The sequence below is a fragment of the Mycobacterium sp. AT1 genome, assembly GCF_002043095.1.
In the GTDB taxonomy this organism is placed as follows: domain Bacteria; phylum Actinomycetota; class Actinomycetes; order Mycobacteriales; family Mycobacteriaceae; genus Mycobacterium.
In genome coordinates this window covers 63,971-89,598 of record NZ_MVOC01000059.1, presented here as the reverse complement: position 1 = coordinate 89,598, position 25,628 = coordinate 63,971, and the positions used below count along the sequence as shown (strand labels likewise).

25 protein-coding genes are annotated in these 25,628 nt (G+C 68.6%); 9 read left to right on the top strand and 16 right to left on the bottom strand.

Going from position 1 to position 25,628, the window contains the following annotated elements; translation table 11 throughout:
- Nucleotides 1-1,431: an NAD(P)/FAD-dependent oxidoreductase gene (locus B1790_RS26250; RefSeq protein WP_079926225.1), complete on the top strand. Its 1,431-nt coding sequence runs from the start codon at nucleotides 1-3 to the stop codon at nucleotides 1,429-1,431.
- Nucleotides 1,428-2,093, top strand: coding sequence for an alpha/beta fold hydrolase (locus B1790_RS26245; protein WP_079926224.1), 666 nt, complete (start codon nucleotides 1,428-1,430; stop codon nucleotides 2,091-2,093). Before B1790_RS26250 ends, B1790_RS26245 begins: the two co-directional genes overlap by 4 nt.
- Nucleotides 2,094-2,147: 54 nt before the next feature.
- Here B1790_RS26245 and ilvC read toward each other — a convergent pair whose 3' ends face one another.
- The 3 genes from ilvC to B1790_RS26230 all read right to left on the bottom strand — a co-directional run bounded on the left by ilvC (nucleotide 2,148) and on the right by B1790_RS26230 (nucleotide 5,611).
- On the bottom strand, nucleotides 2,148-3,149 hold the full coding sequence (gene ilvC, locus B1790_RS26240) for a ketol-acid reductoisomerase (protein ID WP_198952125.1): 1,002 nt from the start codon (nucleotides 3,147-3,149) through the stop codon (nucleotides 2,148-2,150).
- 64 nt (nucleotides 3,150-3,213) lie between these two features.
- On the bottom strand, nucleotides 3,214-3,720 hold the full coding sequence (gene ilvN / locus B1790_RS26235; RefSeq protein ID WP_079926222.1) for an acetolactate synthase small subunit: 507 nt from the start codon (nucleotides 3,718-3,720) through the stop codon (nucleotides 3,214-3,216).
- Between the two features lie 31 nt (nucleotides 3,721-3,751).
- Nucleotides 3,752-5,611, bottom strand: a complete 1,860-nt coding sequence (locus tag B1790_RS26230; RefSeq protein ID WP_079926221.1) for an acetolactate synthase large subunit — start codon at nucleotides 5,609-5,611, stop codon at nucleotides 3,752-3,754.
- Nucleotides 5,612-5,975: 364 nt separating this feature from the next.
- Here B1790_RS26230 and B1790_RS26225 point away from each other — a divergent pair, with 364 nt between their 5' ends.
- Nucleotides 5,976-6,317: a PH domain-containing protein gene (locus B1790_RS26225; protein ID WP_198952124.1), complete on the top strand. Its 342-nt coding sequence runs from the start codon at nucleotides 5,976-5,978 to the stop codon at nucleotides 6,315-6,317.
- Between the two features lie 3 nt (nucleotides 6,318-6,320).
- On the opposite strand, the gene B1790_RS26220 is transcribed toward B1790_RS26225, so the two are convergent.
- Complete coding sequence (locus B1790_RS26220) at nucleotides 6,321-7,154, bottom strand: DoxX family protein (protein ID WP_079926219.1); 834 nt, start codon at nucleotides 7,152-7,154, stop codon at nucleotides 6,321-6,323.
- 137 nt (nucleotides 7,155-7,291) lie between these two features.
- Here B1790_RS26220 and B1790_RS26215 point away from each other — a divergent pair, with 137 nt between their 5' ends.
- Nucleotides 7,292-8,413, top strand: coding sequence for a PQQ-dependent sugar dehydrogenase (locus B1790_RS26215; protein ID WP_079926218.1), 1,122 nt, complete (start codon nucleotides 7,292-7,294; stop codon nucleotides 8,411-8,413).
- Nucleotides 8,414-8,457: 44 nt separating this feature from the next.
- On the opposite strand, the gene gatB is transcribed toward B1790_RS26215, so the two are convergent.
- The 4 genes from gatB to gatC form a co-directional block, all read right to left on the bottom strand.
- Entirely contained in the window at nucleotides 8,458-9,969 is a 1,512-nt protein-coding gene (gene gatB / locus B1790_RS26210) for an Asp-tRNA(Asn)/Glu-tRNA(Gln) amidotransferase subunit GatB (protein WP_079926217.1), read from the bottom strand.
- Nucleotides 9,970-10,073: 104 nt separating this feature from the next.
- Complete coding sequence (locus tag B1790_RS26205; RefSeq protein ID WP_079926216.1) at nucleotides 10,074-11,105, bottom strand: ATP-dependent 6-phosphofructokinase; 1,032 nt, start codon at nucleotides 11,103-11,105, stop codon at nucleotides 10,074-10,076.
- A 44-nt stretch (nucleotides 11,106-11,149) separates the two neighbouring features.
- The gene (gatA, locus tag B1790_RS26200) at nucleotides 11,150-12,634 is read right to left on the bottom strand and encodes an Asp-tRNA(Asn)/Glu-tRNA(Gln) amidotransferase subunit GatA (RefSeq protein ID WP_079926215.1); all 1,485 of its coding nucleotides are present in this window, start codon (nucleotides 12,632-12,634) and stop codon (nucleotides 11,150-11,152) included.
- The gene (gatC, locus tag B1790_RS26195; protein ID WP_079926214.1) at nucleotides 12,631-12,930 is read right to left on the bottom strand and encodes an Asp-tRNA(Asn)/Glu-tRNA(Gln) amidotransferase subunit GatC; all 300 of its coding nucleotides are present in this window, start codon (nucleotides 12,928-12,930) and stop codon (nucleotides 12,631-12,633) included. Before gatC ends, gatA begins: the two co-directional genes overlap by 4 nt.
- A gap of 112 nt (nucleotides 12,931-13,042) precedes the next feature.
- Between gatC and B1790_RS26190 the strand changes: the two genes are divergently transcribed.
- Entirely contained in the window at nucleotides 13,043-13,702 is a 660-nt protein-coding gene (locus B1790_RS26190) for an amino acid-binding protein (protein WP_142271515.1), read from the top strand.
- 4 nt (nucleotides 13,703-13,706) lie between these two features.
- Here B1790_RS26190 and B1790_RS26185 read toward each other — a convergent pair whose 3' ends face one another.
- Both B1790_RS26185 and ligA read right to left on the bottom strand, forming a co-directional pair.
- Nucleotides 13,707-13,964, bottom strand: a complete 258-nt coding sequence (locus B1790_RS26185; RefSeq protein ID WP_079926212.1) for a hypothetical protein — start codon at nucleotides 13,962-13,964, stop codon at nucleotides 13,707-13,709.
- Between the two features lie 50 nt (nucleotides 13,965-14,014).
- Nucleotides 14,015-16,081, bottom strand: coding sequence for an NAD-dependent DNA ligase LigA (ligA, locus tag B1790_RS26180; protein WP_079926279.1), 2,067 nt, complete (start codon nucleotides 16,079-16,081; stop codon nucleotides 14,015-14,017).
- A gap of 157 nt (nucleotides 16,082-16,238) precedes the next feature.
- Here ligA and B1790_RS26175 point away from each other — a divergent pair, with 157 nt between their 5' ends.
- The 3 genes from B1790_RS26175 to B1790_RS26165 all read left to right on the top strand — a co-directional run bounded on the left by B1790_RS26175 (nucleotide 16,239) and on the right by B1790_RS26165 (nucleotide 19,099).
- Entirely contained in the window at nucleotides 16,239-16,670 is a 432-nt protein-coding gene (locus B1790_RS26175; RefSeq protein ID WP_142271514.1) for an MmcQ/YjbR family DNA-binding protein, read from the top strand.
- A 651-nt stretch (nucleotides 16,671-17,321) separates the two neighbouring features.
- On the top strand, nucleotides 17,322-18,929 hold the full coding sequence (locus tag B1790_RS26170) for an AMP-binding protein (protein WP_079926211.1): 1,608 nt from the start codon (nucleotides 17,322-17,324) through the stop codon (nucleotides 18,927-18,929).
- The gene (locus B1790_RS26165; protein ID WP_142271513.1) at nucleotides 18,926-19,099 is read left to right on the top strand and encodes a VOC family protein; all 174 of its coding nucleotides are present in this window, start codon (nucleotides 18,926-18,928) and stop codon (nucleotides 19,097-19,099) included. Before B1790_RS26170 ends, B1790_RS26165 begins: the two co-directional genes overlap by 4 nt.
- Nucleotide 19,100: 1 nt before the next feature.
- On the opposite strand, the gene B1790_RS26160 is transcribed toward B1790_RS26165, so the two are convergent.
- Both B1790_RS26160 and B1790_RS26155 read right to left on the bottom strand, forming a co-directional pair.
- A complete protein-coding gene (locus tag B1790_RS26160) occupies nucleotides 19,101-19,895 on the bottom strand; it encodes a hypothetical protein (RefSeq protein ID WP_079926210.1) in 795 nt (264 codons plus the stop codon).
- A 37-nt stretch (nucleotides 19,896-19,932) separates the two neighbouring features.
- Entirely contained in the window at nucleotides 19,933-20,943 is a 1,011-nt protein-coding gene (locus B1790_RS26155; RefSeq protein WP_079926209.1) for a methionine synthase, read from the bottom strand.
- Between the two features lie 46 nt (nucleotides 20,944-20,989).
- On the opposite strand from B1790_RS26155, the gene B1790_RS26150 reads away from it, so the two are divergent.
- Nucleotides 20,990-21,628, top strand: a complete 639-nt coding sequence (locus B1790_RS26150; RefSeq protein WP_079926208.1) for a sensor domain-containing protein — start codon at nucleotides 20,990-20,992, stop codon at nucleotides 21,626-21,628.
- Here the strand turns inward: B1790_RS26150 and mnmA are convergent.
- Genes mnmA through B1790_RS26130 form a run of 4 tightly spaced genes read right to left on the bottom strand, consistent with a single transcriptional unit; the run spans nucleotide 21,625 to nucleotide 25,620 of the window.
- Nucleotides 21,625-22,707, bottom strand: a complete 1,083-nt coding sequence (gene mnmA, locus B1790_RS26145; protein WP_079926207.1) for a tRNA 2-thiouridine(34) synthase MnmA — start codon at nucleotides 22,705-22,707, stop codon at nucleotides 21,625-21,627. The two genes, B1790_RS26150 and mnmA, sit on opposite strands and share 4 nt — an antisense overlap.
- Before the next feature lies 1 nt (nucleotide 22,708).
- Complete coding sequence (locus tag B1790_RS26140; RefSeq protein ID WP_079926206.1) at nucleotides 22,709-23,893, bottom strand: cysteine desulfurase family protein; 1,185 nt, start codon at nucleotides 23,891-23,893, stop codon at nucleotides 22,709-22,711.
- Nucleotides 23,894-23,926: 33 nt separating this feature from the next.
- Nucleotides 23,927-24,778, bottom strand: a complete 852-nt coding sequence (locus B1790_RS26135; protein WP_079926205.1) for a 1-acyl-sn-glycerol-3-phosphate acyltransferase — start codon at nucleotides 24,776-24,778, stop codon at nucleotides 23,927-23,929.
- On the bottom strand, nucleotides 24,775-25,620 hold the full coding sequence (locus tag B1790_RS26130) for a GNAT family N-acetyltransferase (RefSeq protein ID WP_079926204.1): 846 nt from the start codon (nucleotides 25,618-25,620) through the stop codon (nucleotides 24,775-24,777). The genes B1790_RS26135 and B1790_RS26130 overlap by 4 nt, the downstream gene beginning before the upstream one ends.
- Nucleotides 25,621-25,628: the final 8 nt, after the last annotated feature.

Below are 25,628 nucleotides of genomic sequence, written 5' to 3'. Positions count from 1 at the left end.
ATGGACGTCACGGTCGTCGGTAGTGGACCCAACGGGCTGAGCGCGGCGGTCATCTGCGCCAGGGCAGGGCTCCGCGTACGCGTGGTGGAGGCGCAGTCCACCGCTGGCGGCGGGGCGCGGACGATGCCCGATCCCGAATATCCCGGCGTCAGTCACGACGTCTGCTCGGCCGTGCACCCGCTTGGGGTGGCGTCACCGTTCTTCGCCGAGTTCGACCTCGCGGCGCGCGGGGTGCAGCTGACGGCCCCCGAGATCTCCTACGCCAATCCGCTGCCGGGCAGGCCCGCGGCGGTGGCCTACCGCTCGTTGGACCGGACGTGCGCCGAGCTCGACGAGGGCGGCTCGTGGCGGCGGCTGTTCGGTCCGTTGGTCGAACACGCCGACGGGGTGCTCGGCTTCTTCCTCGGCGACAAGCGCTCGCTGCCGCCCGATCTGGTGACGACGGTGCGCACGGGGCTGAGGGTGCTGGCCCAGGGCAGCCCGGCCTGGGGCGTGCTCCGCGGCGATGACGCCAGGGCGTTGTTCACCGGCGTTGGCGCACATGCCATCTCGACGATGCCGTCCCCGGTCAACAGCGGAGCCGGGTTGATGCTCGGCACGGTGGCACATACGGCGGGGTGGCCCGTGCCGGTCGGCGGCACCCAGACGATCGCCGACGCGCTCATCGCGGACCTGCGCGCCCACGGCGGGGAGTTGGTGGTCGGCGAGCCGGTGACCACTCCCCCGGCAGGTGTGGTGGTCTACGACACCGCGCCGACGGCGCTGCTGGACGTCTACGGCGACGCCGTTCCGCCCCGGTACGCAAAGGCGTTGCGCCGCTATCGATTCGGACCCGGCGTGTGCAAGGTCGACTTCGTCCTCTCCGGCGAGATTCCGTGGCTCGACGAGCGGGTCGGACGGGCGTCCACGGTGCACATGGGCGGGAGCCGGGCCCAGATGGCCCTGGCCGAACGCGAGGTCAACGCGGGTCGCCACGCCGAGTGGCCGATGACGCTGGCATCCCTTCCGCACCTGTCGGATCCGTCCCGCGTCGACGCGCAGAGACGGCGGCCACTGTGGACGTACGCCCACGTCCCGTCGGGGTCGACGGCCAATTTGGTCGAGACGATCACCGCCATGTTCGAGCGGGCCGCGCCCGGCTTCCGGGACCTGGTGGTGGCGGCACGCTGTGTGCCGGCTGCCCACATGTCGGCCCACAACGCCAATTACGTCGGCGGTGACATCATCGTTGGCGGCGCGACCCTGTTCGGCGCCATGATCGGCCCGACGCTCCGGCTCGACCCGTGGACCACGCCGATCCCGAAGGCGTACCTCTGCTCGTCTGCCACGCCGCCGGGCACTGGCGTGCACGGCATGGCCGGCTACTACGCGGCGCGCACCGTGCTACGCCGCGAGTTCGGACTCACGACGCTCCCCAGCCTGGCCCCGTGACGATCTTCCTTCTGGTGCCCGGTGCCGCATGCGATCCGTCGTGCTGGCGCTTCGTGGTCGACGAGCTGGACCGTCGCGGGCACCGCGGGATCGCCGTCGAACTGCCGTGCGAGGAAGATTCGGCCGACCTCCACGCGTACGCCGACGCCGTGGTGGCGCAGCATCGTGACGACGGCGAGCCGCCGGTCGTCGTCGCCCATTCCTTCGGTGGCTTCACCGGGGCGCTCGCCTGCTCCCGAGTGGGGGCGTCGGCGTTGGTCTACGTCTCGGCCATGATCCCCCGGCCGGGCGAACGGCCGGCCGACTGGTGGGACGCCACCAATTGCAGTGCCGCCCAACGCGCGGCTGCCCTGGCAGGCGGGTACGACCCGGACGACGAGAACGAGCTGTACTACAACGGCGTCGACCCCGCGGTCGTCGCCGAGGAAGTGCCACGCGGCCAGTCGGATACGCCGACGGTCGCATTGTGGCCGGCCTCGGAGCTTCCCCGGATCGCGACACGGTTCGTGCTGTTCGCCGACGACAGGTTCTTTCCGGAGGACTTCATGCGCGGCGTCGTCGCCGACCGGCTGGGCGTCGTACCCGAGCGCACCCCCGGCGGGCACATGGCGATGCTGTCGCATCCGGTCGAATTGACCGACCGCCTCCTGGCCCAGACATGACTTCGGCGCGTAAACGATCGCTGAGCGAGCGTTTACGCGCCGAGATCTGACCCGCTAAGCGGTTTCGGTGATGGGGCGGTCGACCCAGCTCATCAGGTCGCGCAGCTTCTTGCCGGTCACCTCGATCGGGTGCTCGGCGTTCTCCGCGCGGAGCTTCTCGAGCCGCTTGTTGCCGCCTTCGACGTTGGCGACGAGCGCCTTGACGAACGTGCCGTCCTGAATGTCCTTGAGGATGCCGCGCATCCGCTCCTTGGTGTCGGCGTCGATGACACGGGGACCGGAGACATAGCCGCCGAACTCCGCGGTGTCGGACACCGAGTAGTTCATCCGGGCGATGCCGCCCTCGTACATCAGGTCGACGATCAGCTTGAGCTCGTGCAGCACCTCGAAGTAGGCCATCTCGGGGGCGTAGCCCGCCTCGACCATGACCTCGAAGCCGACCTTCACCAATTCCTCGGTGCCGCCGCACAACACGGCCTGCTCACCGAAGAGGTCGGTCTCGGTCTCTTCCTTGAACGTCGTCTTGATGACGCCGGCGCGGGCGCCGCCGATGGCAGCGGCGTAGGACAGCGCGAGCGCCTGGCCCTCGCCGGTGGGGTCCTGGTCGACGGCGATCAGACAGGGCACGCCCTTGCCGTCGACGAACTGACGGCGGACCAGGTGGCCCGGTCCCTTCGGGGCGACCATGCCGACGGTGATGTCGTCGGCCGGTTCGATCAGGTCGAAGTGGATGTTCAGGCCGTGCCCGAAGAACAGGGCGTTGCCAGCCACCAGATTCGGCTCGATGTCGTTCTTGAAGATCTCTGCCTGCGCGGTGTCGGGTGCCAGCAACATGATGACGTCGGCCCACTTGGCGACCTCGGCGGGCGTGTCGACCTCGAGGCCCTGCTCGGTCACCTTGTCGCGGGACTTGGAGCCCTCCTTGAGGCCAACCTTCACCTCGACGCCGGAGTCACGCAGCGACAGCGAATGCGCATGCCCCTGGCTGCCGTAGCCGATGACGGCGACCTTGCGTCCCTGGATGATCGACAGGTCTGCGTCGTCGTCGTAGAACATCTCAACTGCCATTGTGTAATGCCACCTTGCTCTTCCTGGTCTCTACTTCGTTGCGAACGGTTGACTACTTGACGCCTGAGATGCCGCGCGGTCCGCGGGCGAGCGTCACCATGCCGGACTGTGCGATCTCTCGTATGCCGTAGGGCTCGAGAAGCGCCAACAGCGCCTCCAGCTTGCCAGGCGTCCCGGTGGCCTCGACCACCAGCGACTCGGCAGACACGTCGACGACCTTGGCCCGGAACAGGTTCACCGCTTCGATGATCTGCCCGCGGGTGGCCGCGTCGGCGCGGACCTTGATCAGCGCCAGTTCCCGAGAGACCGAATTGTCCTCGTCCTGCTCGACGATCTTGATCACGTTGATCAGCTTGTTGAGCTGCTTGGTGATCTGCTCGAGCGGGAAGTCCTCCACCGAGACGACGATCGTCATCCGGGACAGGTTCTTCTGTTCGGTGGCACCGACGGCCAGCGACTGAATGTTGAAGCCGCGCCGCGAGAACAACGACGCCACGCGTGCGAGCACGCCCGGCTTGTCCTCGACGAGCACCGACAGGGTATGGGTCTTGACGGCCATTAGGCTGCTCTCTTCTTCGCGCAATCGCTCATCAGGCGTGTCCCTCGTTGCCCTGATCGTCGAACAGGGGCCGAATTCCCCTGGCCGCTTCGATCTGGTCGTTGCTCATGCCCGCGGCGACCATCGGCCACACCTGGGCGTCGGCGCCGACGATGAAGTCGATCACCACCGGACGGTCGTTGATGGCTCGCGCCTGGTTGATGACGTCCTCGACGTCTTCGGCACGCTCACAACGCAATCCGACGCAGCCCAGCGCCTCGGCCAGCTTGACGAAGTCCGGGATGCGGTGGCTGTGCGTGGACAGGTTGGTCTGGCTGTAGCGCTCCTCGTAGAACAGCGTCTGCCATTGCCGCACCATGCCCAGGTTGCCGTTGTTGATCAGCGCCACCTTGATCGGTGCGCCCTCGACGGCACAGGTCGCCAGCTCCTGATTGGTCATCTGGAAGCACCCGTCACCGTCGATGGCCCAGACCTCGGCCTCCGGACGGGCGAACTTCGCACCCATGGCGGCGGGCACGGCGTAGCCCATCGTGCCGAGACCACCGGAGTTGAGCCACGTCTTGGGGTTCTCGTACTTGATGAACTGCGCGGCCCACATCTGGTGCTGCCCAACGCCCGCCACGTACACCGCATCCGGACCGGCGATGCGGCCCAGGGATTCGATGACGAACTCGGGGCTCATGCTGCCGTCGCTCTGCGGTCCGTAGCTCAACGGGAACGTCTCCTGGACGTTGTGCAGGTATCCCCACCACTCGTCCAGGTCGAGCGTCGTGGAGTCGGTGCCGTCGCGCCGCAGCGCGTCGAGCAGGTCGGCGATCACGTTCTTCACGTCACCCACGATCGGCACGTCGGCATTACGGTTCTTGCCGATCTCCGCCGGGTCGATGTCGGCGTGGATCACCTTCGCGTCGGGGGCAAACGAGTCCAGCTTGCCGGTCACGCGGTCGTCGAACCGGGTGCCAAGCGCGATCAGCAAGTCGCTCTTCTGAAGGGCGCCGACGGCCGCGACGGTGCCGTGCATGCCCGGCATGCCGAGGTTCAGCGGATGGCTGTCGGGGAACGCGCCGCGCGCCATCAGCGTGGTGACCACCGGGATGCCGGTCAGGTTGGCGAGCTCCAGCAGTTCGTCAGAGGCCTCCCCGCGGATCACGCCGCCGCCGACGTACAGCACCGGCTTGCTGGCCGCCGCGATCAGCTTGGCGGCCTCGCGCACCTGCCTGCTGTGTGGGCGGGTGTTCGGCTTGTAGCCGGGCAGGTCGATCTTCGGCGGCCAACTGAACGTGCACTGCGCTTGCAGCACGTCCTTGGGGATGTCGACGAGAACGGCCCCGGGACGTCCACTTCGCGCGATGTGGAACGCCTCGGCGATCTGCTGGGCGATCTCGTCGCCGTTGCGAACCAGGAAGTTGTGCTTGGTGATCGGCATCGTGATGCCCGAGATGTCGGCTTCCTGGAAGGCGTCGGTGCCGATGAGCGCGCGGCCGACCTGGCCGGTGATCGCGACGACCGGGATCGAGTCCATCTGCGCGTCGGCCAGCGGGGTCACCAGGTTGGTGGCGCCGGGACCGGAGGTGGCCATCATCACGCCGACCTTGCCGGTGGCGTGGGCGTATCCGCTGGCGGCGTGTCCGGCGCCCTGCTCGTGACGCACCAGCACGTGCCGGAGCTTGATCGAGTCGAACAGCGGGTCGTAGACCGGCAGCACGGCGCCACCTGGGATGCCGAAGATGACGTCGACGTCGAGTTCTTCGAGCGAGCGGATGACGGCCTGGGCACCCGTCATCTGTTGCGGGGCAACCTTTCTCGGCTGCGGTGCGGGCGGGTTTGCAACTGCCGGCGTGCCGTTGGCTCGGGTGCCCGGCTCCGGTGGTCGCGTGGTCGGTGCGCTCACGATGTCCTCTACGTCCTCATTGGGGTGGTGCGGGTCTGGGGTGCGGTTCTAATCATGTTCTCGGGCAACAAAAAACCCCCGTCAGCGGATGCTGCACGAGGGTTGCGCGTCGGCTCGTAGGCTCTGACTGGTTACTCAGTCGGGTTACGCTCCAACGCGCGAACCAAGTACTACGAGAATCGAGACGGTCTTCATACCCGCGACGGTAGCCTCCATACTGCTCAAAGGTCAAATTCCGTCGCCTCGGCCCGCGGGCGAGCAACGGGGCGACGGTCACCGGCTCGCAGATGACTGAAAAGATGACCACGTGAGTCCTTCCCCCGCTTCCGCGTCCCCGGCCCCGGTCGTCATCAGGATTTCGCCGATGGCCCACTTCGCGGTCGGCTTCCTGCTGCTGGGAGTCCTGGCCCTGGTGCTCGCCAATCCCACGTGGTTTGCCGTGCTGTTGGTTCTTCCGATCGTGGCGTCGTTCGCGGTCGCGCGCTACCGCACCACCGCGGACCGCGACACCGTCACGGCACGCTCATTGGTCAGCAGCCGGACGGTTCAGTGGGAGGACGTCGACGGATTGCGCTTCGACCGCAGCGCATGGGCGTCGGCGCATCTCAAGGACGGCTCCGACGTCCGGCTGCCCGCGGTGACGTTCGCGACGCTGCCGCAGTTGACGGCCGCCACCGACGGCCGCGTGCCCAACCCGTACGAGTAGGTCTCAGGCGAGCGGGTTGGCGCCGTTGAGCAGCACCCACACGCCGATTCCCACGCCGATGCCGAGCACCAGCGCCACGCCCGATCCCACGAACGGGCGACGGGACCAGCCACGACCCGCGTCGAAGCCGTACTTGCCCGGGCCCGTCAGCACCAGGGCGGCGGCGAGGACCAGAAGCATGACGAGGTACTCGTGCCCGTCGGGCAGGAAGAACGCGAAGTAGCCACGGTCCGGCTGCGCCGCGACGGCCGCCAGCAGGGCGTTGATCAGGTAGGCGACCGCTCCTGCGGCGGCTACCGGGGTGAACAGTCCGAGCACCAAGAGCACGCCTGCGCCGATCTGGCCTGCGACGCCGACGTAGGTCAGGATGTTGGCGTGCTGGTAGCCCATGTCCACCAGTGACTGCTGAAAACCGTTGAGGCCCTGACCGCCCCACAGCCCGAACGCCTTCTGCAGACCGTGTGCGATCAGCAGGGCACCGAGGCCGACGCGGAGCACCATCAAGCCGAGGTCCTGGGTACCCCTGCGGCCCGCCTGGTCGGACGTGCCGAAGCCCGTGTCGGGTTCGATCTCGGTCGGCTCGACCGACTGCGCCGGCTGCCTGTTCGCGGGTTGGACGTAGGGCAGCGGCTCGGGCTCGTTGAGCAGTCCGTAGCCGGAGTGCTCCGGGTTGGGCGTGTTCGAGTCGTACCGCGGGATCGCGGTGGTCTCGAAGTCGCCCGCATAGGTCGATGAGGGGAGGTCGTCCTCCGGGTCGACCAGGCGCGCCGACGCAGGACGCGCGGCGGAGTCTTCAGGTCTCTGCCACGCGCGCGGATCGTGAGAAGTACTGGTCACGTTTTCCAGCGTAAGTGCTAGTTACCTGCGAATCGTGGATTGGCGCGGCGCATTTGCACCGATCTTGCCCAAGCCGTGACCCCGCGACCGGCCACCGACGTGGCGCGCACTGCCCGGCGATCCGTAATCTGGCGTGCATGAGTGTGCAGCGGCCGACGCGACGTGTCCTGGTGCTGCTGTGCGCGGCGTTGCTGGTCGGGTCGGGCTGCGCCCGCTTCGACGACAACCAGTCCCAGCCGTTCACCACCCAACCCGAGATGGGCCCTCCCCCGAGCGAGGAGCCGCCCCCGCCGCCTCCGCTGCCCGCCCAGCCCTTCCCGAAGGTCTGCGACGCGAAGGGGGTCATGCAGGGCTGCCTGGAGAGCACCAGCGGTCTGATCATGGGCCCGGACAGCAAGTCGGCGCTGGTGGCGGAGCGGACGACCGGCGCGGTGAAGGAAATCGCCACCAACGCAGAACCCAAGGTCAAGATGGTGATTCCCGTCGACCCGTCCGGCGACGGCGGGCTGATGGACATCGTGCTCTCCCCCACCTATTCGCAGGACAAGCTGATGTACGCCTACGTCAGCACACCGTCGGACAACCGCATCGTCAGGATCGCCGACGGTGACGTTCCCAAGCCGATCCTGACCGGCATCCCAAAGGGCGCCACCAACAACATGGGTGCGCTGATGTTCACCAGCCCCACGACGCTGGAATTGCTCACCGGCGACGCCGGGGACCCCGCCCTGGCATCCGATCCAAGTTCGCTGGCCGGCAAGCTGATCCGCATCGAGCAGCCGACGACCGTGAACCAGGCTCCCCCGACGACCGCGCTCAGTGGAATCGGTGGCGCAGGCGGGTTGTGCATCGACCGGGCGGACGGTTCCCAATACGTCACCGATCGGACACCGACCGGTGACCGACTGCAGCGCATCACAAAGGATTCCGTCGTGTCGACGGTGTGGACGTGGCCGGACAAGCCGGGGATCGCCGGGTGCGCCGTCACCGACGGCAGCGTCTTGGTGAACATGGTCAACACCAAGCAGACCGTCGCCATCCGCATGGCACCCGACACCGGCGCCGTCACCGGTGACCCAGAAGTGGTCCGTCAGGACACCCACGGGCACGCATGGGCCCTGAAGCTCTCGCCGGACGGCAACGTCTGGGGTGGCACGATCAACCGGACCTCCGGTGACGCCGACAAGGTCGACGACGTCGTGTTCCCACTCTTCCCGCAGGGTGGCGGATTCCCCCGCACCAACGCGGAGAACACCTAGCCGCCGGTGGGCGCCGGCCCCGGGCAACCGGGCTGGCGCGTCCGTCAGCCCTGCACGCCGCAGGCGGCCAGCACCAGTTCCCTGACCCGCGCGGCGTCGGCCTGACCCTTGGTGGCCTTCATGACCGCGCCGACCACCGCGCCGGCAGCCTGCACCTTGCCGCCGCGGATCTTGTCCGCGATGTCCGGGTTAGCGGCGAGCGCCTCGTCGACTGCGGCCTGAATCACCGAGTCGTCGCGCACGACGGCCAACCCGCGGTCGGTCATCACCTGCTCGGGTTCACCCTCACCGGCGAGCACGCCCTCGATCACCTGACGCGCCAACTTGTTCGACAGTTTGCCTTCGTCGACGAGCTTGACCACCGCGGCGACCTGTTTGGGCGTGATGGCCAATTCGGCTGCCGTCACCCCCGCTTCGTTGGCCTTCTCCACCAGGAAGTTGCCCCAGAGCGCCCTGGCGGCCTCACTCGATGCGCCCTCGGCGACCGTGGCGGCGACCAGATCGATGACCCCGTTGTTCACCAGGTCTCGCATCACCTCGTCGGAGATGCCCCAGTCCTGCTGAATCCTGTTGCGCTGCAGCCACGGCAGCTCGGGGATGGTGGCCCGCAGCCGTTCGACGAGTTCGGGGCTCGGCGCGACCGGCTCGAGGTCGGGCTCGGGGAAGTACCGGTAGTCCTCCGCGGTCTCCTTGCGCCGTCCGGCGCTGGTGTACCCGTCCTCGTGAAAGTGCCTGGTCTCCTGGATGATCTCGCCACCTGCGTCGAGAACGGCTGCCTGCCTACGCATTTCGTAGCGGACGGCCACCTCGACGCTCTTGAGCGAGTTGACGTTCTTGGTCTCGGTGCGGGTGCCGAACTCGGGAGCGCCGGTGAGCTTGAGGGACAGGTTCGCGTCGCAGCGCATCGAACCCTGATCCATCCGGACGTCGGACACGTCCAAGCCGCGCAACAGATCCCGCAGCGCCGTCACGTAGGAGCGGGCGATCTCCGGAGCTCGCGCTCCCGCACCCTCGATGGGCCTGGTGACGATCTCCACCAGGGGAACGCCGGCCCGGTTGAAGTCGAGCAGCGACGTGGTGGCGCCCGCGATGCGACCCGTGGCACTGCCGAGGTGCGTCAGCTTGCCCGTGTCCTCCTCCATGTGCGCGCGCTCGATCTCCACTCGCCACGTCGTGCCGTCGTCGAGGGGAACGTCCAGGTAGCCGTCGACGGCGATCGGCTCGTCGTACTGGCTGATCTGGTAGTTCTTCGGCTGGTCCGGGTAGAAGTAATTCTTGCGCGCGAAGCGACCCCACGGGGCGATGGAGCAGTTCAGCGCGAGGCCGATGCGGATCGCCGACTCGACGGCGGCGGCGTTGACCACCGGCAGCGCGCCGGGAAGCCCGAGGCACACCGGGCAGACGTTGGTGTTCGGCTCGGCGCCGAAGTTGTTCGCACAACCGCAGAACATCTTGGTCGCCGTCGACAGTTCGACGTGGACCTCCATGCCCATCACGGGGTCGTAGCGAGAGATGACCTCGTCGTAGTCGATGAGTTCGGCGGTGGCGACAGTCATGATTCGATCCTAGTTAGTGGGTCGGCTCTCCTCGCGAGCAGACACAAAAGGCCCTGAAACAGGCCAATCCAGGGCCCTTTGCGTCTGCTCGCGGGAAGGCGGGGTCAGCCGAAGAACTCGGCGGCGTCGTCGTACCGGCCCTGCGGCACCAGCTTCAACTGCTTGACGGCCTCGGCCAGCGGGACCCGGCCAATCTCCTGGCCACGCAGCGACACCATCATCCCGTACTCGCCGGAGTGCGCTGCGTCGGCGGCGTTGACGCCGAACCGGGTGGCGAGCACCCGGTCGTAGGCGGTCGGGGTGCCACCGCGCTGCACGTGGCCCAGCACGGTCGTCCGCACTTCCTTCTTGATCCGCTTCTCGATCTCGACGCCCAACTGGTGCGCCACGCCAGTGAACTTCACGTGGCCGAACTCGTCGATTCCGCCGTCGCGCAAGTGCATCGACCCCTCGGCGGGCTTGGCGCCCTCGGCGACGACGCAGATGAAGTGCGAATCACCGCGGACGAAGCGCTGTTTGATGAGCCGGCAGACCTCTTCGACGTCATAGGGCTGCTCCGGGATCAGCGTCATGTGCGCGCCGGAGGCGAGCCCCGCGCTCAGCGCGATCCACCCGGCGTGGCGACCCATCACCTCGACGAGCATCACCCGCTGGTGCGATTCCGCCGTGCTGTGCAGCCGGTCGATCGCATCGGTGGCGACTTGGAGGGCCGTGTCGTGGCCGAAGGTCACGTCGGTGCAGTCGATGTCGTTGTCGATGGTCTTCGGCACGCCGACGACGGGGACGTTCTCCTCCGACAGCCAGTGCGCCGCCGTGAGCGTGCCCTCGCCGCCGATCGGAATCAGCACGTCGATCCCGTTGTCCTCCATCGTCTGCTTGATCTGGTCGAGGCCGGCCCTCAGCTTGTCGGGGTTGACCCGCGCAGTACCGAGAATCGTGCCGCCCTTGCTGAGCAGTCGATCGTTGCGATCGTCGTTCGCGAGCTGGATGCGGCGATCCTCCATCAGACCCCGCCAGCCGTCGAGGAACCCGACGACCGACGAGTTGTACCGGACGTCGCACGTCCGCACGACGGCCCTGATGACGGCGTTCAGCCCGGGGCAGTCGCCACCTCCGGTGAGCACTCCAATCCGCATCTAACTCACTGCTCCTCGCGTGCGCATGCCCCTATCTTCCCCCGTCAGATCGCCGACGGCAGCGCACCGCGGGCCACCTCGTAGGCCGCACCGACGCGGTAGAGCCGGTCGTCGGCGAGTGCGGGCGCCATGATCTGCAGGCCGACGGGCAATCCGTCGTCCTCGGCGAGCCCCGACGGGACCGACATTCCGCAGTGCCCGGCCAGGTTCAGCGGCAGCGTGCACAGGTCGAAGAGGTACATCGCGAGCGGGTCGTCGACCTTCTCACCGAGACGGAACGCCGTCGTCGGCGTGGCCGGCGAGACCAGGACGTCGACGCTCTGATAGGCCCGCTCCAGATCCTGGGCGATCAACGTGCGTACCTTCTGCGCCTGGTTGTAGTAGGCGTCGTAGTAACCCGCCGACAGGGCGTAGGTGCCAATCATGATGCGGCGCTTGACTTCTGGACCAAAGCCCGCGGCCCGCGTCATCGCCATCACCTCTTCGGCGCTGTGGGTGCCGTCGTCGCCGACGCGCAGGCCGTAGCGCATCGCGTCGAACCGGGCGAGGTTGCTCGACACCTCCGACGGCAGGATGAGGTAGTAGGCCGCCATCGAATAGTCGAGGTTCGGGCAGTCGACCTCGCTGACCTCGGCACCCAGTGCGGTGAGCTGCTCGACGGCGGCGTTGAAGGAATCCAGAACCGCGGGCTGGTAACCCTCTCCGCTGCGCAGCTGCTTGACGACGCCGACCCGGACACCGGTGAGATCGCCCACCGCGCCCGCCCGTGCCGCGGCGACGACGTCGGGCACCCTCGCGTCCACCGAGGTCGAGTCGCGAGCGTCGTGACCGGCGATGACCTGATGCAGAAGCGCGGTGTCGAGCACCGTGCGCGCACATGGCCCGCCCTGGTCGAGCGACGAGGCGCAGGCGACGAGCCCGTACCGCGACACCGTTCCGTACGTCGGCTTGACGCCGACGGTGGCGGTCAGGGCCGCCGGCTGGCGAATCGAACCACCGGTGTCGGAGCCGATGGCGAGCGGCGCCTGGAACGCGGCCAGCGCCGCGGCGCTGCCACCGCCGGAGCCACCGGGCACGCGCTCGACGTTCCACGGGTTGCGGGTCGGACCGTAGGCGGAGTTCTCGGTCGAGCTGCCCATGGCGAACTCGTCCATGTTGGTCTTGCCGAGGATCGGGATGCCCGCCGCCCGCAGCCGCGCGGTGACCGTCGCGTCGTACGGCGAACGCCAGCCCTCGAGGATCTTCGAGCCGCAGGTGGTGGGCATGTCGACGGTGGTGAAGACGTCCTTGAGCGCCAGCGGGACGCCGGCCAGCGGCGACGGCAACGTGTCGCCGGCCGCGACCGCGGCGTCGACCTTGGCCGCTTCTTCCAGCGCGGCATCGCCCGCGACGTGCAGGAAGGCGTGGTACTCGCCGTCGGTGCTGGCTATCTGCTCGAGGTGCGCCGTGACGACCTCGGTCGAGCTGACCTCCTTGGCGGCGATCTTGGCGCCGAGGGTGGCCGCGTCGAGACGAATCAACTCGCTCACTGCTCCTCCCCAAGGATGCGCGGCACCGCGAACCGACCGTCGACGGCATTGGGGGCAGCCGCCAGCGCCTGCTCCTGGGTGAGGCTGGGCACGACGACGTCGGGCCGGGTCACGTTGACGTCCTTCAGTGGGTTGTCAGTGGCTTCCACACCGGTCACGTCGACCGCCTGAATCCGGCCGACGTGCTCCAGAATGGCGTCGAGTTGGCCGGCGAAACCATCCAGTTCGCCGTCGGTCAGGGTGAGACGGGCCAGACGTGCCAGGTGGGCGACGTCGTCCCGCGAGATCTGCGACACGACACCGAAGCCTAGTCACCGCGGTCGACGGCCCGCGCCGGAGCCTGCCGGGAGCGACGTGGTCCGGCTTTCGAGTCGCTCCGCTCCCACCCTCCGTGAAACAGTGTTGCCCGTGCCGTCATATCTGCTGCGGGTCGAGTTGGAGGACAGGCCGGGCAGCCTGGGCTCCCTCGCCGTGGCGTTGGGCTCGGTCGGCGCGGACATTCTGTCCCTCGACGTCGTGGAACGCGCCGCCGGCTACGCAGTCGACGACCTGGTCGTCGAGCTACCGCTGGGCGCCATGCCGGACATGCTCATCACCGCCGCCGAGAAGCTCACCGGCGTCTACGTCGACAGCATCCGACCGCACACCGGTCTGCTGGAGGCCCACCGCGAGCTGGAGTTGATCGACCACATCGCGGCCGCACCCGGCAAGCAGGACAAGCTGCAGGTGCTGGTGGACGAGGCTCCCAAGGTGCTGCGCGTGGGCTGGTGCATGGTCATGCGGCTCGGTGCCGACGGGGTGCGGATGGTGGCGGGCAGCCACGGCGTGCCCGAGACTGCGGCCACCTCCGCGCCCTGGCTGCCACTGCAGCACGCCGAGGCCCTCGACGGCACCGCCGAGTGGATTCCGCAGGTGTGGCGGGACTTCGACACCACGTTGGCCGCCGCACCCCTGGGTGACCACGACACCGCGGTCGTACTCGGCCGCCCCGGCGGACCTGCCTTCCGGCCGTCCGAGGTGGCCCGGTTGGGCTACCTCAGCGGCATCGTCGCGACGATCCTGCGCTAGGGAGTCAGCCCCCGGCAGGCACGGGATAGCGGTCGTTGACGTCGGCGTTGCTGTCCTTGCGAGCGCAGTGGGCGCAGCAGAAGATCGCGTCCTCGGTCTCGATGCCATGGCCGAGAATGCGGCACCCGCAGTGCGCACATTCTGGCGCCAGTTGAGCCGCGGCGCATTCCACGCTGTCGAACGTCGCGGTGCGGCCGTCGGCCCACGTCACCGTGAACGCCTTGTCGTAGTGGTTGCCGCAGGTGTCGCAGATCGCCGCCATCGTCAGTCTCCTCGAAGTCGTTTCCGAAGGCTTTCCCCGGACGCCGGCGATCAATCCTGGTCGGGGCCGTTCTCCAGAAGTCGACGGAAGCCGTCCTCGTCGAGCACCGGGACGCCGAGCTCGATCGCCTTGTCGTACTTGGAGCCCGGCGCGTCGCCCGCCACCACGTAGGCGGTCTTCTTGGAGACCGAGCCGGCCGCCTTGCCGCCACGCGCCAGAATGGCTTCCTTTGCCTCGTCGCGCGAGAACCCCGGCAGCGATCCGGTCACCACGATCGACAGGCCCTCCAACGTCCGCGCGACGCTCTCGTCGCGCTCGTCGTGCATCCGCACGCCAGCCGCCCGCCACTTGGCGACGATGGCGCTATGCCAGTCGACGGTGAACCAGTCGATCACCGCGGCCGCGATCGTGGGACCCACGCCCTCGCTGGCCGCCAGTTGCTCCTCGGTCGCGGCTTCGATGGCGTCCAGGCTGCCGAACTCACCGGCCAGCGCCCTGGCCGCCGTCGGCCCGACGTGGCGGATCGACAGTGCCACCAGCACGCGCCACAGCGGCTGCTGCTTGGCCTTGTCCAGGTTGGCGAGTAGACGCTTCCCGTTGGCCGAGATCACCCCGCCCTTGACGGTGAACAACTCGGTGCTCAGCAGGTCGTCCTCGGTCAGGTCGAACAGGTCGCCCTCGTCGGTGATCACGCCCGACTGCAGCAGCGCGATCGCGGCCTCGTAGCCGAGTCCTTCGATGTCGAACGCGCCGCGTCCGGCCACGTGGAACACCCGCTCACGCAGCTGCGCCGGACACGTCCGCGAGTTGGGGCACCGAATGTCGGCGTCGCCCTCCTTGGCTGGCGCGAGCGTGGTGCCGCACTCGGGGCAGTTCGTCGGCATCTCGAACTCGCGCTCGGTGCCGTCGCGCACGTCCACCACCGGGCCGAGGACCTCGGGGATGACGTCGCCTGCCTTGCGGATCACCACCGTGTCGCCGATGAGAACGCCCTTGCGCTTGACCTCGGAGCCGTTGTGCAGCGTCGCCAGCCCGACCGTCGAGCCGGCGATCTTCACCGGTTCCATGTAGGCGAACGGCGTGACGCGCCCGGTACGACCAACGTTGACGCGGATGTCGAGCAGCTTGGTGGTGGCTTCCTCCGGCGGATACTTGTAGGCGATCGCCCACCGCGGGGCGCGGGACGTCGCACCCAGCCGCCGTTGCAGCGCGACGTCGTCGAGTTTGACGACCAAGCCGTCGATTTCGTGCTCGACGTCGTGGCGGTGCTCACCCCAGTAGACGACCCGCTCGGCGACCGCGTCGATGCCGGTGACCCGCGTGGTGTGGTCCGACACCGGCAGTCCCCAGGCCTTCAGCGCGAGGTACGCGTCGTGCAGCGTGGCGAACGGAAAACCCGCCGTGCTCTCGATGCGGCCGAGACCGTGGCAGATCATGTGCAGTTTGCGCCGCGCCGTCACCGCGGGATTCTTTTGCCGCAAGGAGCCGGCGGCACTGTTGCGCGGGTTCGCGAACGGCGCCTTGCCCTCCTCCACCAGCCCGGCGTTGAGGTCTTCGAAGTCGGTGAGGCGGAAGAACACCTCGCCACGCACCTCCAGCACCTTCGGGATCGGGTAGTCGTCGCTGGGCGTCAGGCGTTCCGGGATGTCGGTGATGGTGCGCGCGTTCAGCGTCACGTCCTCGCCGGTGCGTCCGTCGCCGCGGGTGGCGGCGCGGACCAGAACGCCGTCGCGGTACACCAAAGCGAGCGCCACGCCGTCGATCTTCAGTTCGCACAGGAACTCGGGGTCGGCGCCGATCTCACCGGTCAGCCGTGCCGCCCAGGCCACCAGCTCCTCGGGGTTGAAGACGTTGTCGAGGCTCAGCATTCGTTCGAGGTGGTCGGCCGCACTGAAGTCGGTCGCAAAACCCGCTCCCCCGACGAGCTGCGTCGGCGAATCGGGTGTCCGCAGCTCGGGGTAGCGCTCCTCGAGGGCGTTCAGCTCGCCGAGCAGCCGGTCGAACTCCCCGTCGGACACGATCGGTGCGTCCTTGACGTAGTAGCGGAACTGGTGACCGCGCACGTCGTCGGCCAGCTGTTGCCATTCGCGACGGACGTCGGCATCAGGTGAGCTCACCTTGGTGAGGTTATCGGAGAGGTCCGACGTGTCCGCCCCGCTCGGGGCGACCCCGGCCGCCCGGGCCGTCACGACGCGGGGAAGGCGTTGCCGGACAACGGGATCGCGACGTCTCCGACCACGTCCGGTGGCTCCGTTGCGGCGATAGGCTGGCGGCGTGCCGCACCCGCTCGTGTTCCACGACGACGATCCGGGACTCGCCGAGTTGCGCGCGATTGCCCTCGCGTTCCCCGGCGCCCACGAGAAGGTCTCGCACGGCAGGCCGGCGTTCTTCGTCACCAAGATGTTCGCGATGTACGGCGGCAGCTCGAAGGAGACCGGTGACATGGTCGGCGTTCCCCACTGCGTGATCGTCAAGGTCGACGACTCCGACCGCGCGGCACTTCAACGCGACGAGCGGTTCTTCTACCCGGCCTACGTGGGGGTGGCCGGGTGGCTCGGCCTCGACTTCACCGTGGCGGCCGTCGACTGGGACGAGGTGCGCGAGCTCGTCGACGCGTCCTTTCGGCTCGTCGCGCCGGCGCGGATGGTCTCCGCCCTCGACGAGCGACCGGTCACCGAAGAATGGCGGCACGACCGCCGATTGTGACGCCATTCCCATGCGTCGATTGTTTCGTCGGTGGAAATTCTTCGACCCTGCTTTCCATCGGCGCCGAACGCCGTCGCCGCGCCGTCGCGAAATGGCGAATGATGCACCCGGTGTCAGGTAAGTGCTGCGATCGCCGCGGCGCGGATTCTTCCGCCGCAATAGCTACGAACCCACGATTGCTGTGCCGACGCGTCGACCAATTCGAACCCGAATCGCAAAGCATCCGCGCGTCCGACACGAGCCCACGCGGGCGGGAACGTCGGAATGACGCCCTCGCAGCTATGTGCAGAATGACACGCGAACGGCACCGGGTGATTCGCCGTCACCGCGCGGTGACGTCACCCATTCGAGTTCACCGAACATTGCCGGTGTCGGACGGTACGAATACACGGCGAATTCAATCAAGATCTAAATGTCACGCGGGCCCTCCACGAAATTCTTGCACCGAATATTCGCGTTACAAAAAGCCTTGGTAACACGCCTTTTCCTCGGGTAGCTTCTGCTCACGGGGGAATGGTTTTCCGACCTGACCTCCGTGGCAGTGGGCCCCTGGGGGGAGGGTCCACTGTCACGGCCCCCGCGAGTTGGGCACGCCGTGGCGCACCGAACGCCGACCGGTGAGCGCCCGGCCGTGGTTCGATCGGAGGCACGATGAGTTTCTCGAGCCCCTTCCCCCAGGTCCACGTTCCCACCACCAGCCTCCACGAGTACCTGTTCGCCGACCTCGACGACGCCGACGCCGACCGCATCGCGTTGGTGGACGCCAAGACCGGTGTCGAGACGACCTACCGCGAGATGATTTCGCGCGTCGACGCGTTCGCCGGAGCCCTCGCTGCCCGCGGGGTGGGCGTCGGCGACGTCGTGGGTCTGTTGGCCCCCAACAGCTCGGCGTTCGCGATCGCGTTTCACGGGATTCTGCGGGCCGGCGCCACCGCCACCACCATCAATGCGCTGTTCACCGCGAAGGACATCGCCAAGCAGTTGACCGACGCGAAGGCGTCGATGCTCGTCACGGTGACACCGCTGGTGGCCCAGGCCGCCGACGGCGCCACTTCGATCGGGCTGACCGCCGACAGGGTCGTCGTGCTCGACGGTCCCGGGGAAGCCGCCGACGGCCATCCCAACGCAGACGACCTGCTCGGCCCCGCACTGCCCGCGCCGGAGGTGACCTTCGACCCGTCCACTCACCTTGCGGTGCTGCCCTATAGCTCCGGGACGACGGGCAATCCGAAGGGCGTGATGCTCACGCATCGCAATCTCGCGGCCAACGTCGCGCAGATTCGTCCGCTGCAAGGAATGCGCGCCGACGACCGCATCCTCGCAGTGCTTCCGTTCTTCCACATCTACGGCATGACCGTACTTCTGAATGCGGCGATGCACGCCCGTGCGCGCCTGGTCATCATGCCGAGCTTCGACCTGACGGAGTTCCTCGTCAACATCCAGACGCACCGGTGCACCTACGCCTTCATCGCTCCCCCGGTCGCCGTCGCGCTGGCCAAGCATCCCCTCGTCGAGCAGTACGACCTGTCCAGTCTGCGCGGCATCATGTCGGGGGCGGCACCGCTGGACGAGGAGCTCGGCAGCGCGGTCAAGAAGCGGCTTGGCTGCCAGGTCGTGCAGGGCTACGGGATGAGCGAGCTCAGCCCCGTCAGCCACGTCGCTCCCTTCGACGGGGGCAAGGACCTGGTCGGCACCGTGGCTCCGTTGAGCTCGTGTGGGTGGACCGTGCCGAACGCCGTCAGCAAGATCGTCGACGAGTCCGGCGCCGAAATCGATCCTCCCGCATCGGGACTCAGCGAAACGGGCGAGCTCTGGTTCAAGGGCCCCAACGTGATGCCCGGGTACCTGGGCAACGAGGAGGCCACTCGGTCGACCATCGACGACGACGGGTTCCTGCACACCGGCGACGTGGCCCGCGTCGACTCGTCGGGGTGCGTCTACATCGTCGACCGGCTCAAGGAACTCATCAAGTACAAGGGTTATCAGGTGCCGCCCGCCGAACTCGAAGCGGTGCTGCTGACCCACCCCGCCGTCGCCGATGCCGCCGTCATCGGCGTCACCGACTCGGCCTCGGGTGAGGAGATCCCAAAGGCGTTCGTCGTCAAGGTGTCCGGTGCCGAGCTGACCGAACGCGAGGTGATGGACTTCGTCGCCGAGCACGTCGCCCCCTACAAGAAGGTTCGGCAGGTGGCCTTCATCTACGCGATTCCGAAGTCCGCGTCCGGCAAGATCCTGCGAAAGGATCTGCGGACCCCGTGAGAATTCATCTGACGAGCATCGTCGTCGACGACCTCGACGCGGAGTACCGCCGCCTGGTCGAACGTGGCGTCGTCTTCACTCAGCCGCCAGTGGACGTCGGCGAGGGCATGGTCGACGTATTCGACGACACGTGCGGCAACCTCATCCAGCTGTACGCGGCGAAGCCGTGAGCTAGCGACTGACCAGCTGCGAGGCCGACTTGGCCGCGCGCGCCTGCCGGTGTCCCAGCCACATCCCGGCGATCGGTGCCAGCAGCAAACCGGCCATGCCGAAGATCGCGCCGGTGGGCCAGGCCGGCTTCACCTTCGCCCACAGCGCCGCCGCGGGCGGTTCGGATCGCGGTTCCGGTACGGACACGGCTTGCTCGGTCACGGGCTGCGGCGGCGCGACGGGTGGGGCGACCCGTGTGAGCAGCCGAGGGGCCACCGCGACGGGAAGCGGTTGCGTCGGCACGAAACTCGTCTCGACGCGCGCCTCGGATGTCCGCCCGTTGCCGACGACGACGCGCGGCGCGTCGACCGCCGCGGCGGGCACGACGGGCCTGAATCCCGCACGTCCCGTTCGCACGGGCTTCTGCGGCGCGCTCGCGGGGACATCGGGAGCGAGCGCCGGAGCGGAGACGACTCCGCGCGACGCCGTCGGGGCCGCAGTCTCGACGACGCCGGGATTGTCCCGCGCGCGCTCGCCGCGGGAATTGCCGCGTTCGTCGCGGTCGCGGTAATCGCCGCCGCGCGGGCCGCGGTCGTGTCGGGGGCCGCTGTCGTGCCGGGAGCCGCCGAAGCCGTGGGAGCCACGGGAATCAGCACGAGAATCTGACCGCGAATGGCCACCGTCGCGCGAGTGGCCATGGGACGATCCCGAAGATCCCGGATCCGCAGCGGCAAGGACCGCGCCGGGGCCACCGGCCACGGTGATCGCCAACGCTAGGGCGACACCGGCCGCGAGGCGCATCGTCGACTTGGCCACGGCCCTCCTCGACCGATCGGGTGTAACTGAGCAAACACTACGCCGCGCTGGGATCCTGGTCGATCTCATCGGCAACCTTCTGCGCCAATTCGACGGCGGTACGTGCCCACTGCTCGGTCGCGCCTGCGAGGCCACACGCCGGGGTGACGCCGGTGCGGTCGCGCAGCACCTCGCGGGAGAAGCCCAGTCGGTCGGTGATCGACGCCGCCGCCTTGGCCACTTCCTGCGGTGAGGTTGGACGGTCCGGCGCCTGCACAGGGATCACCCCGAGCATCACCACGCGACCCGATTCCACGAACTCGCCGATACCGTCGAGGTCCGCGGCGGTCAGTGTGCCGACGTCAACCGAAACGGCAGCCAAACCGCTGCGCTGCAACATCTTCCACGGCAGGTTCGGCGCGCAGCAGTGCAGTGCGACGTCGCCGCCGATCCTCTCGACACACCCGTCGAGAAGGCTCTGTGCCACCGCTTCGTCGACTGGATGCACCGGCGAGAAGCTCGTCACCCCGGTCAGGCGCCCGGCCAACGCGGCGGGCAGCGTCGGCTCGTCGAGCTGCACCACGACCGGCACGTCGAGCCGACGCGCGAGCTCGGACCGGTGCAGCGCAATGCCTTCGGCGAGACTTGCCGCAAGGTCGCGTACTGCACCGGGGTCGGTGATCGCGCGGTGTCCGTTGGGGAGTTCGAGGTGTGCCGCCAACGTGATCGGACCAGGCGCCTGCACCTTGACGGTCCGCGAGCCGCCTCGCAAACCGGCCCGCTCCCAAGCCTCTTCGAGGGCGTCGACGTCCTCGTCCAGCAGGCTCACCGCGCGGCGCAAGGCGGCGCTTCGGCCGGGGGCCAGCCGGTAGCCGCGGGGCACGGTGTCGATGCCGACGTCGACGAGCAGGGCGCCGGCCCGGCCGATCAGATCCGCGCCGACCCCACGGGCGGGCAGCTCGACGAGGTGGGTCAGCGTATGCAGCTCACCCACCACCACTTCGGCGGCCTGACGCGCCGTCGTGCCTGGCCAAGATCCGATGCCGGTTGCCGCGGCGAAAACGCTCACGCGGCCAACAGTATTCGATCGCTGGGTGGACGAGTTACCGTCGAGCATGTCCGCGTCTCGCCCGAAGGTGCTGCTGGCGCTCTGCGCGGCCGTGCTCGCGGTCGGGTGCACCACCACCGTCGCAGGCACTCCCGTGGCCTCTGCGCCGGGATTCGACGAACCGTCACGGTCCGCAGTCGACGCGGACGACGTGCTGCTCGCCAAGACCCAGATGCGGGCGATCACCGGTGGCGGCGACGATCTCACGGTCATACCGAGCATGGACGGCACGTCTCCGGTCGACGTCGGCGTGCTGGCCGACCGCGTCCCGCCTCAGTGCGCGTGGCTCTTCGCCGAGACGCAGACTTTCGGACCCGAGCTCGAGGACTTCCACAAGACGACCTATCAAAACCCACCCCGGGGGGCGCTGATCTCACAGGGCGCGGGGGCGTACCGGGACGTCGCGTCGGCGCGCGGGGCATTCGACGGCCTGGTCGAACGGGTCGACGCGTGCGGATCGTCGACCGCCGGGTACGTCGGCGAGTGGACGGCCGGGCCCGACGCCATCCGCACCCGCACCAGCACTGAATGCGGCCGCGACTACCGGCTGAAGTCGGTGGTACTCGTCGAGGTCACGTTCTGCGCATATCCGCCGTCCGTGCCCGACATCGTGATGACGAACATCCTGGAACGGATCCCCGGCTAGCGCTGCCGGTCGGCGACCGCGATCGTCGCGCTCGCGAGGACCTCGTCACCCTCGGGATCCGGGCGGTAGAGCACCATCGTCTGACCGGTCGCGACGCCCCGCAGCGGACTGCGCAGTGCGGCGACCAGGGTGCCGTCGCGGACCTCCACGACGGCCGCCGCGATGCCCCCGTGCGCCCGAACCTGAACCTCGCACTCCACGGGTCCGTCCAGCGGAGAACCGGCCGTGAACACCGGCCGCTCGCCGACCAGACGCCACACGTCGAGATCGCTCGCGCCGCCGACGTGCACGGTGCCGCTCTCCGCGTCGATCGCGGTGACGTACCTGGGGAGTCCGTCGGGACCGGGTCCTTCGATGCCGAGACCCTTGCGCTGCCCGATCGTGAACCCGTGCACGCCGTCGTGCTCGGCGAGGACGGTGCCGCCCGCGTCGACGACGGCACCGCGACGGACACCGATCCGCGCGCCGAGGAACGCCTTGGTGTCCCCCGACGGGATGAAGCAGATGTCGTGGCTGTCCGGCTTGCCGGCCACGGCGAGGCCACGCTCGGCGGCCTCTTCACGGATCCGGGGCTTGGGGGTGTCCCCGATCGGGAACATCGCCGTCGCCAACTGATGCGCGTTCAGGACGCCGAGGACGTAGGACTGGTCCTTGTCGCCGTCGACGGCGCGGCGCAGGCGGCCGTCGACGAGGCGGGCGTAGTGACCGGTGGCCAGCGCGTCGAAGCCCAGCGCCAGCGCGCGGGCCGACAGCGCCGAGAACTTGACCTTCTCGTTGCACCGCACACAGGGATTGGGCGTCTCGCCGCGCGCGTAGGACGCGACGAAGTCGTCGATCACGTCTTCCTTGAAACGGTCGGCGAAGTCCCAGACGTAGAACGGGATGTCGAGGATGTCGGCGACGCGGCGGGCGTCACCTGCGTCTTCCTTCGAGCAACACCCACGGGAGCCGGTGCGCAACGTGCCCGGCGCCGACGACAGTGCGAGGTGAACCCCGACCACGTCGTGGCCGGCGTCGACCATCCGCGCGGCGGCCACCGAGGAGTCGACGCCACCGCTCATCGCAACGAGGACGCGCATGCTACTTCTGTCCCGCACTGGCCAACGCAGCCTGCCGGGCCCGGTCCACCGCCGCGGGCAGCACGGCGAGCACGGCATCGACGTCGGCGTCAGTGCTGGTGTGCCCCAACGAGAATCGAAGCGAGCCGCGCGCGCTGACGGGGTCGGCGCCCATGGCGATCAGAACGTGTGACGGCTGCGCGACGCCTGCCGTACAGGCCGAACCGGTGGAACACTCGATTCCCTTGGCGTCCAACAACATCAACAACGCGTCGCCCTCGCAGCCGCGAAAGGTGAAGTGGGTGTTGCCCGGCAGCCGCGCATCACCGTCGGCGCCGTTGAGGTCGACGTCGTCCATCGACGCCATCACGCCGTCGACGAGCTTGTCCCGCAACGCCGAAATCCTGGCCCGATTGGCGTCGAGGCCGTCGACCGCCACCTGTGCTGCCGCGGCCATCGCCACCGCGCCTGCGACGTCCGGGGTGCCGGAGCGAACGTCGCGCTCCTGGCCGCCGCCGTGCAGCAGCGGCACACACGCGGTGTCGCGACGCAGCAGCAGGGCGCCCGCACCGGTGGGACCGCCGAACTTGTGGGCGGCCACGCTCATCGCGGACAGTCCGCTGGCGGCGAAGTCGACTGGCAGCTGACCAACGGCCTGGATGGCGTCACTGTGCATCGGTACGTCGAACTCGGAGGCGATGGCGGCCAGTTCGGCGATCGGCATGATGGTGCCGACCTCGTTGTTGGCCCACATGACCGTCACCAGCGCGACGTCGTCGTGAGTCTCCAACGCCTCCCGAAGGGCGGTCGTGGCGACCGCTCCGTCGGCGTTGACGGGCAGCCAGGTCACTTCGGCGCCCTCGTGCTCGACCAGCCACTCCACCGCGTCGAGGATCGCGTGGTGCTCGACCGGTGAGGTGATGATCCGACGACGCTTGGGGTCGGCGTCGCGCCGAGCCCAAAAGATGCCCTTGACGCCGAGGTTGTCGCTCTCAGTGCCGCCCGCGGTGAAGATGATCTCGGAGGGCCGTGCGCCGAGGACCCCGGCCAACGTCTCGCGCGCCTCTTCCATCCGGCGACGGGCCGCTCGACCCGTGGTGTGCAGCGACGATGCGTTGCCGACCGTCGCCAAGGCCGCCGTCATCGCCTCGACGGCGGCGGGGTGCATCGGGGTGGTGGCGGCGTGATCCAGGTAGACGGCGGTCATGGCCCGTCAAGGATACCGGCAGGGCGGTCGGTGTCAGGCGACCAGCGCACGCCCGTGGACCGGCCGGGCCTCGAGCAGCGTTTCCCCGCGCACCGCGGCCTCGCATCTGGCCGCCAGGTCGCGGCGATCGTCGCCCGGCAACTGCAAGGACTGGACACGCACCTGGCACACGGTGAGGCGAGCGGTGACGACCCGTCGCACCGACTCCAACAGCGAGTCGTCGCCGATGAAGGCGGGGATCGTCGACGGCTGCCCGTCCCGGTGGTGATAGGTCAACCGCAGCGGCTGTACCGGCCGTCCGGAGTCGACGGCCCCTTGAAACATCGCGGGCCGAAACGTGCCGTAGGCGAGGCCACACCACGTCGTCCCCTCGGGGAACGCGACGACCGTCTGCCCGCTGGACAGCCGGTCGGCCACGGTGCGGACGACCTCGGGCAGTCGGCGCAGATTGGCCCGCTCGATCGGGATCACCTTCATGAGGCGGGCGAGGGCGCCCAGCGCCGGCCATTCGACCAAGTCCGCCCGTGCGACGAACGAGCCGGGCAGCACCGCGCCGATGACGAACACGTCGACCCAGGACACGTGACCGCTGACCACCAGCACGCCGCTGAGGTTGCGAATCGGACCGCCCGAGGTGCTCACCCGGACTCCGAGGCACCGCAGCATCAGTCGGCAGTACAGGCGCTGGGCCCGCGCCTTACCGGGCAGGGGCAGTGCGAGCAGGACCGCGGTGGGAAGCACCAGCAGCGCACACACGACGCGGACGGACGTGCGCACGGCCACCACGATGCGACGCGCGCCATGGACGGCGTCGCAGCGGACGCACGACGCGTCGCACGACGCCCGTGGCAGCCAGGGACTTTCGACGACCGAGTGACTACTCATCGGCCCATCCCGTCGGACATCTCGCTCGCCTGCGACACCGAACGCAGGCGCTGCAGGTAGCGGACGTCGGCGTTGCGTTTGTCGAGCAGCGCCGGAAAGTCGCCGACGCCGAAGTCGGGGTCGTGGGCCGGGTCGCCACACACCTCGGCGCCCAGCCGGAGGTAGCCGCGCATCAGCGGCGGGAGGGTCGTCCTGGCGGGCGGCTCGATGTCGTCGAGTCCCTTGCCGTCCAGGACGACCGGTCGACGCGGGTGAACGGTGAACGGCGACGCGTGGCGTTTGCGCACGAAGTCGCGGACGGCACGGATGTGGGAGCCAGGGGTTTCCTCCGGGGTGCCCTGGACGGGCACTGACACGCAGCCGGTGACGTAGTCGTATCCGCTGCGGTCGAGGTAGGCCAGGATGCCCGCCCACATCAGCAGGACGACGCCGCCGTTGCGGTGGTCCTCGCGCACCACTGCGCGGCCCATCTCGACCAGGGACGGTCGCAACGAATCGAGCTCGGCGACGTCGAACTCGGTGGCGCTGTAGAGCCCGCCTGCGGCGATCGCGCCGGGCGGCGGCAGCATCCGGTAGCAGCCGACGAGTTCGCCGGAGTGGTCCTCCCTGACCAGGAGGTGGTCGCAGTATTCGTCGAAGCGATCGGAGTCTCGACCGTCAGCGCGTCCGACGAGGTCGAAACCCGGCTCGGAGGTGAACACCTCGTGACGGAGGCGCTGGGCGTCGTCGACGAGCGTGGGGTCGGTGGAGAGCAGGAGGGTGTAGCGCGGCGTCGTCGTCGAGGCGTTGGACGATCCGGCGGTGGGTTGATCAGCGGCGATGAGTACGGAGGCGGTGCTCATGGCGGCCA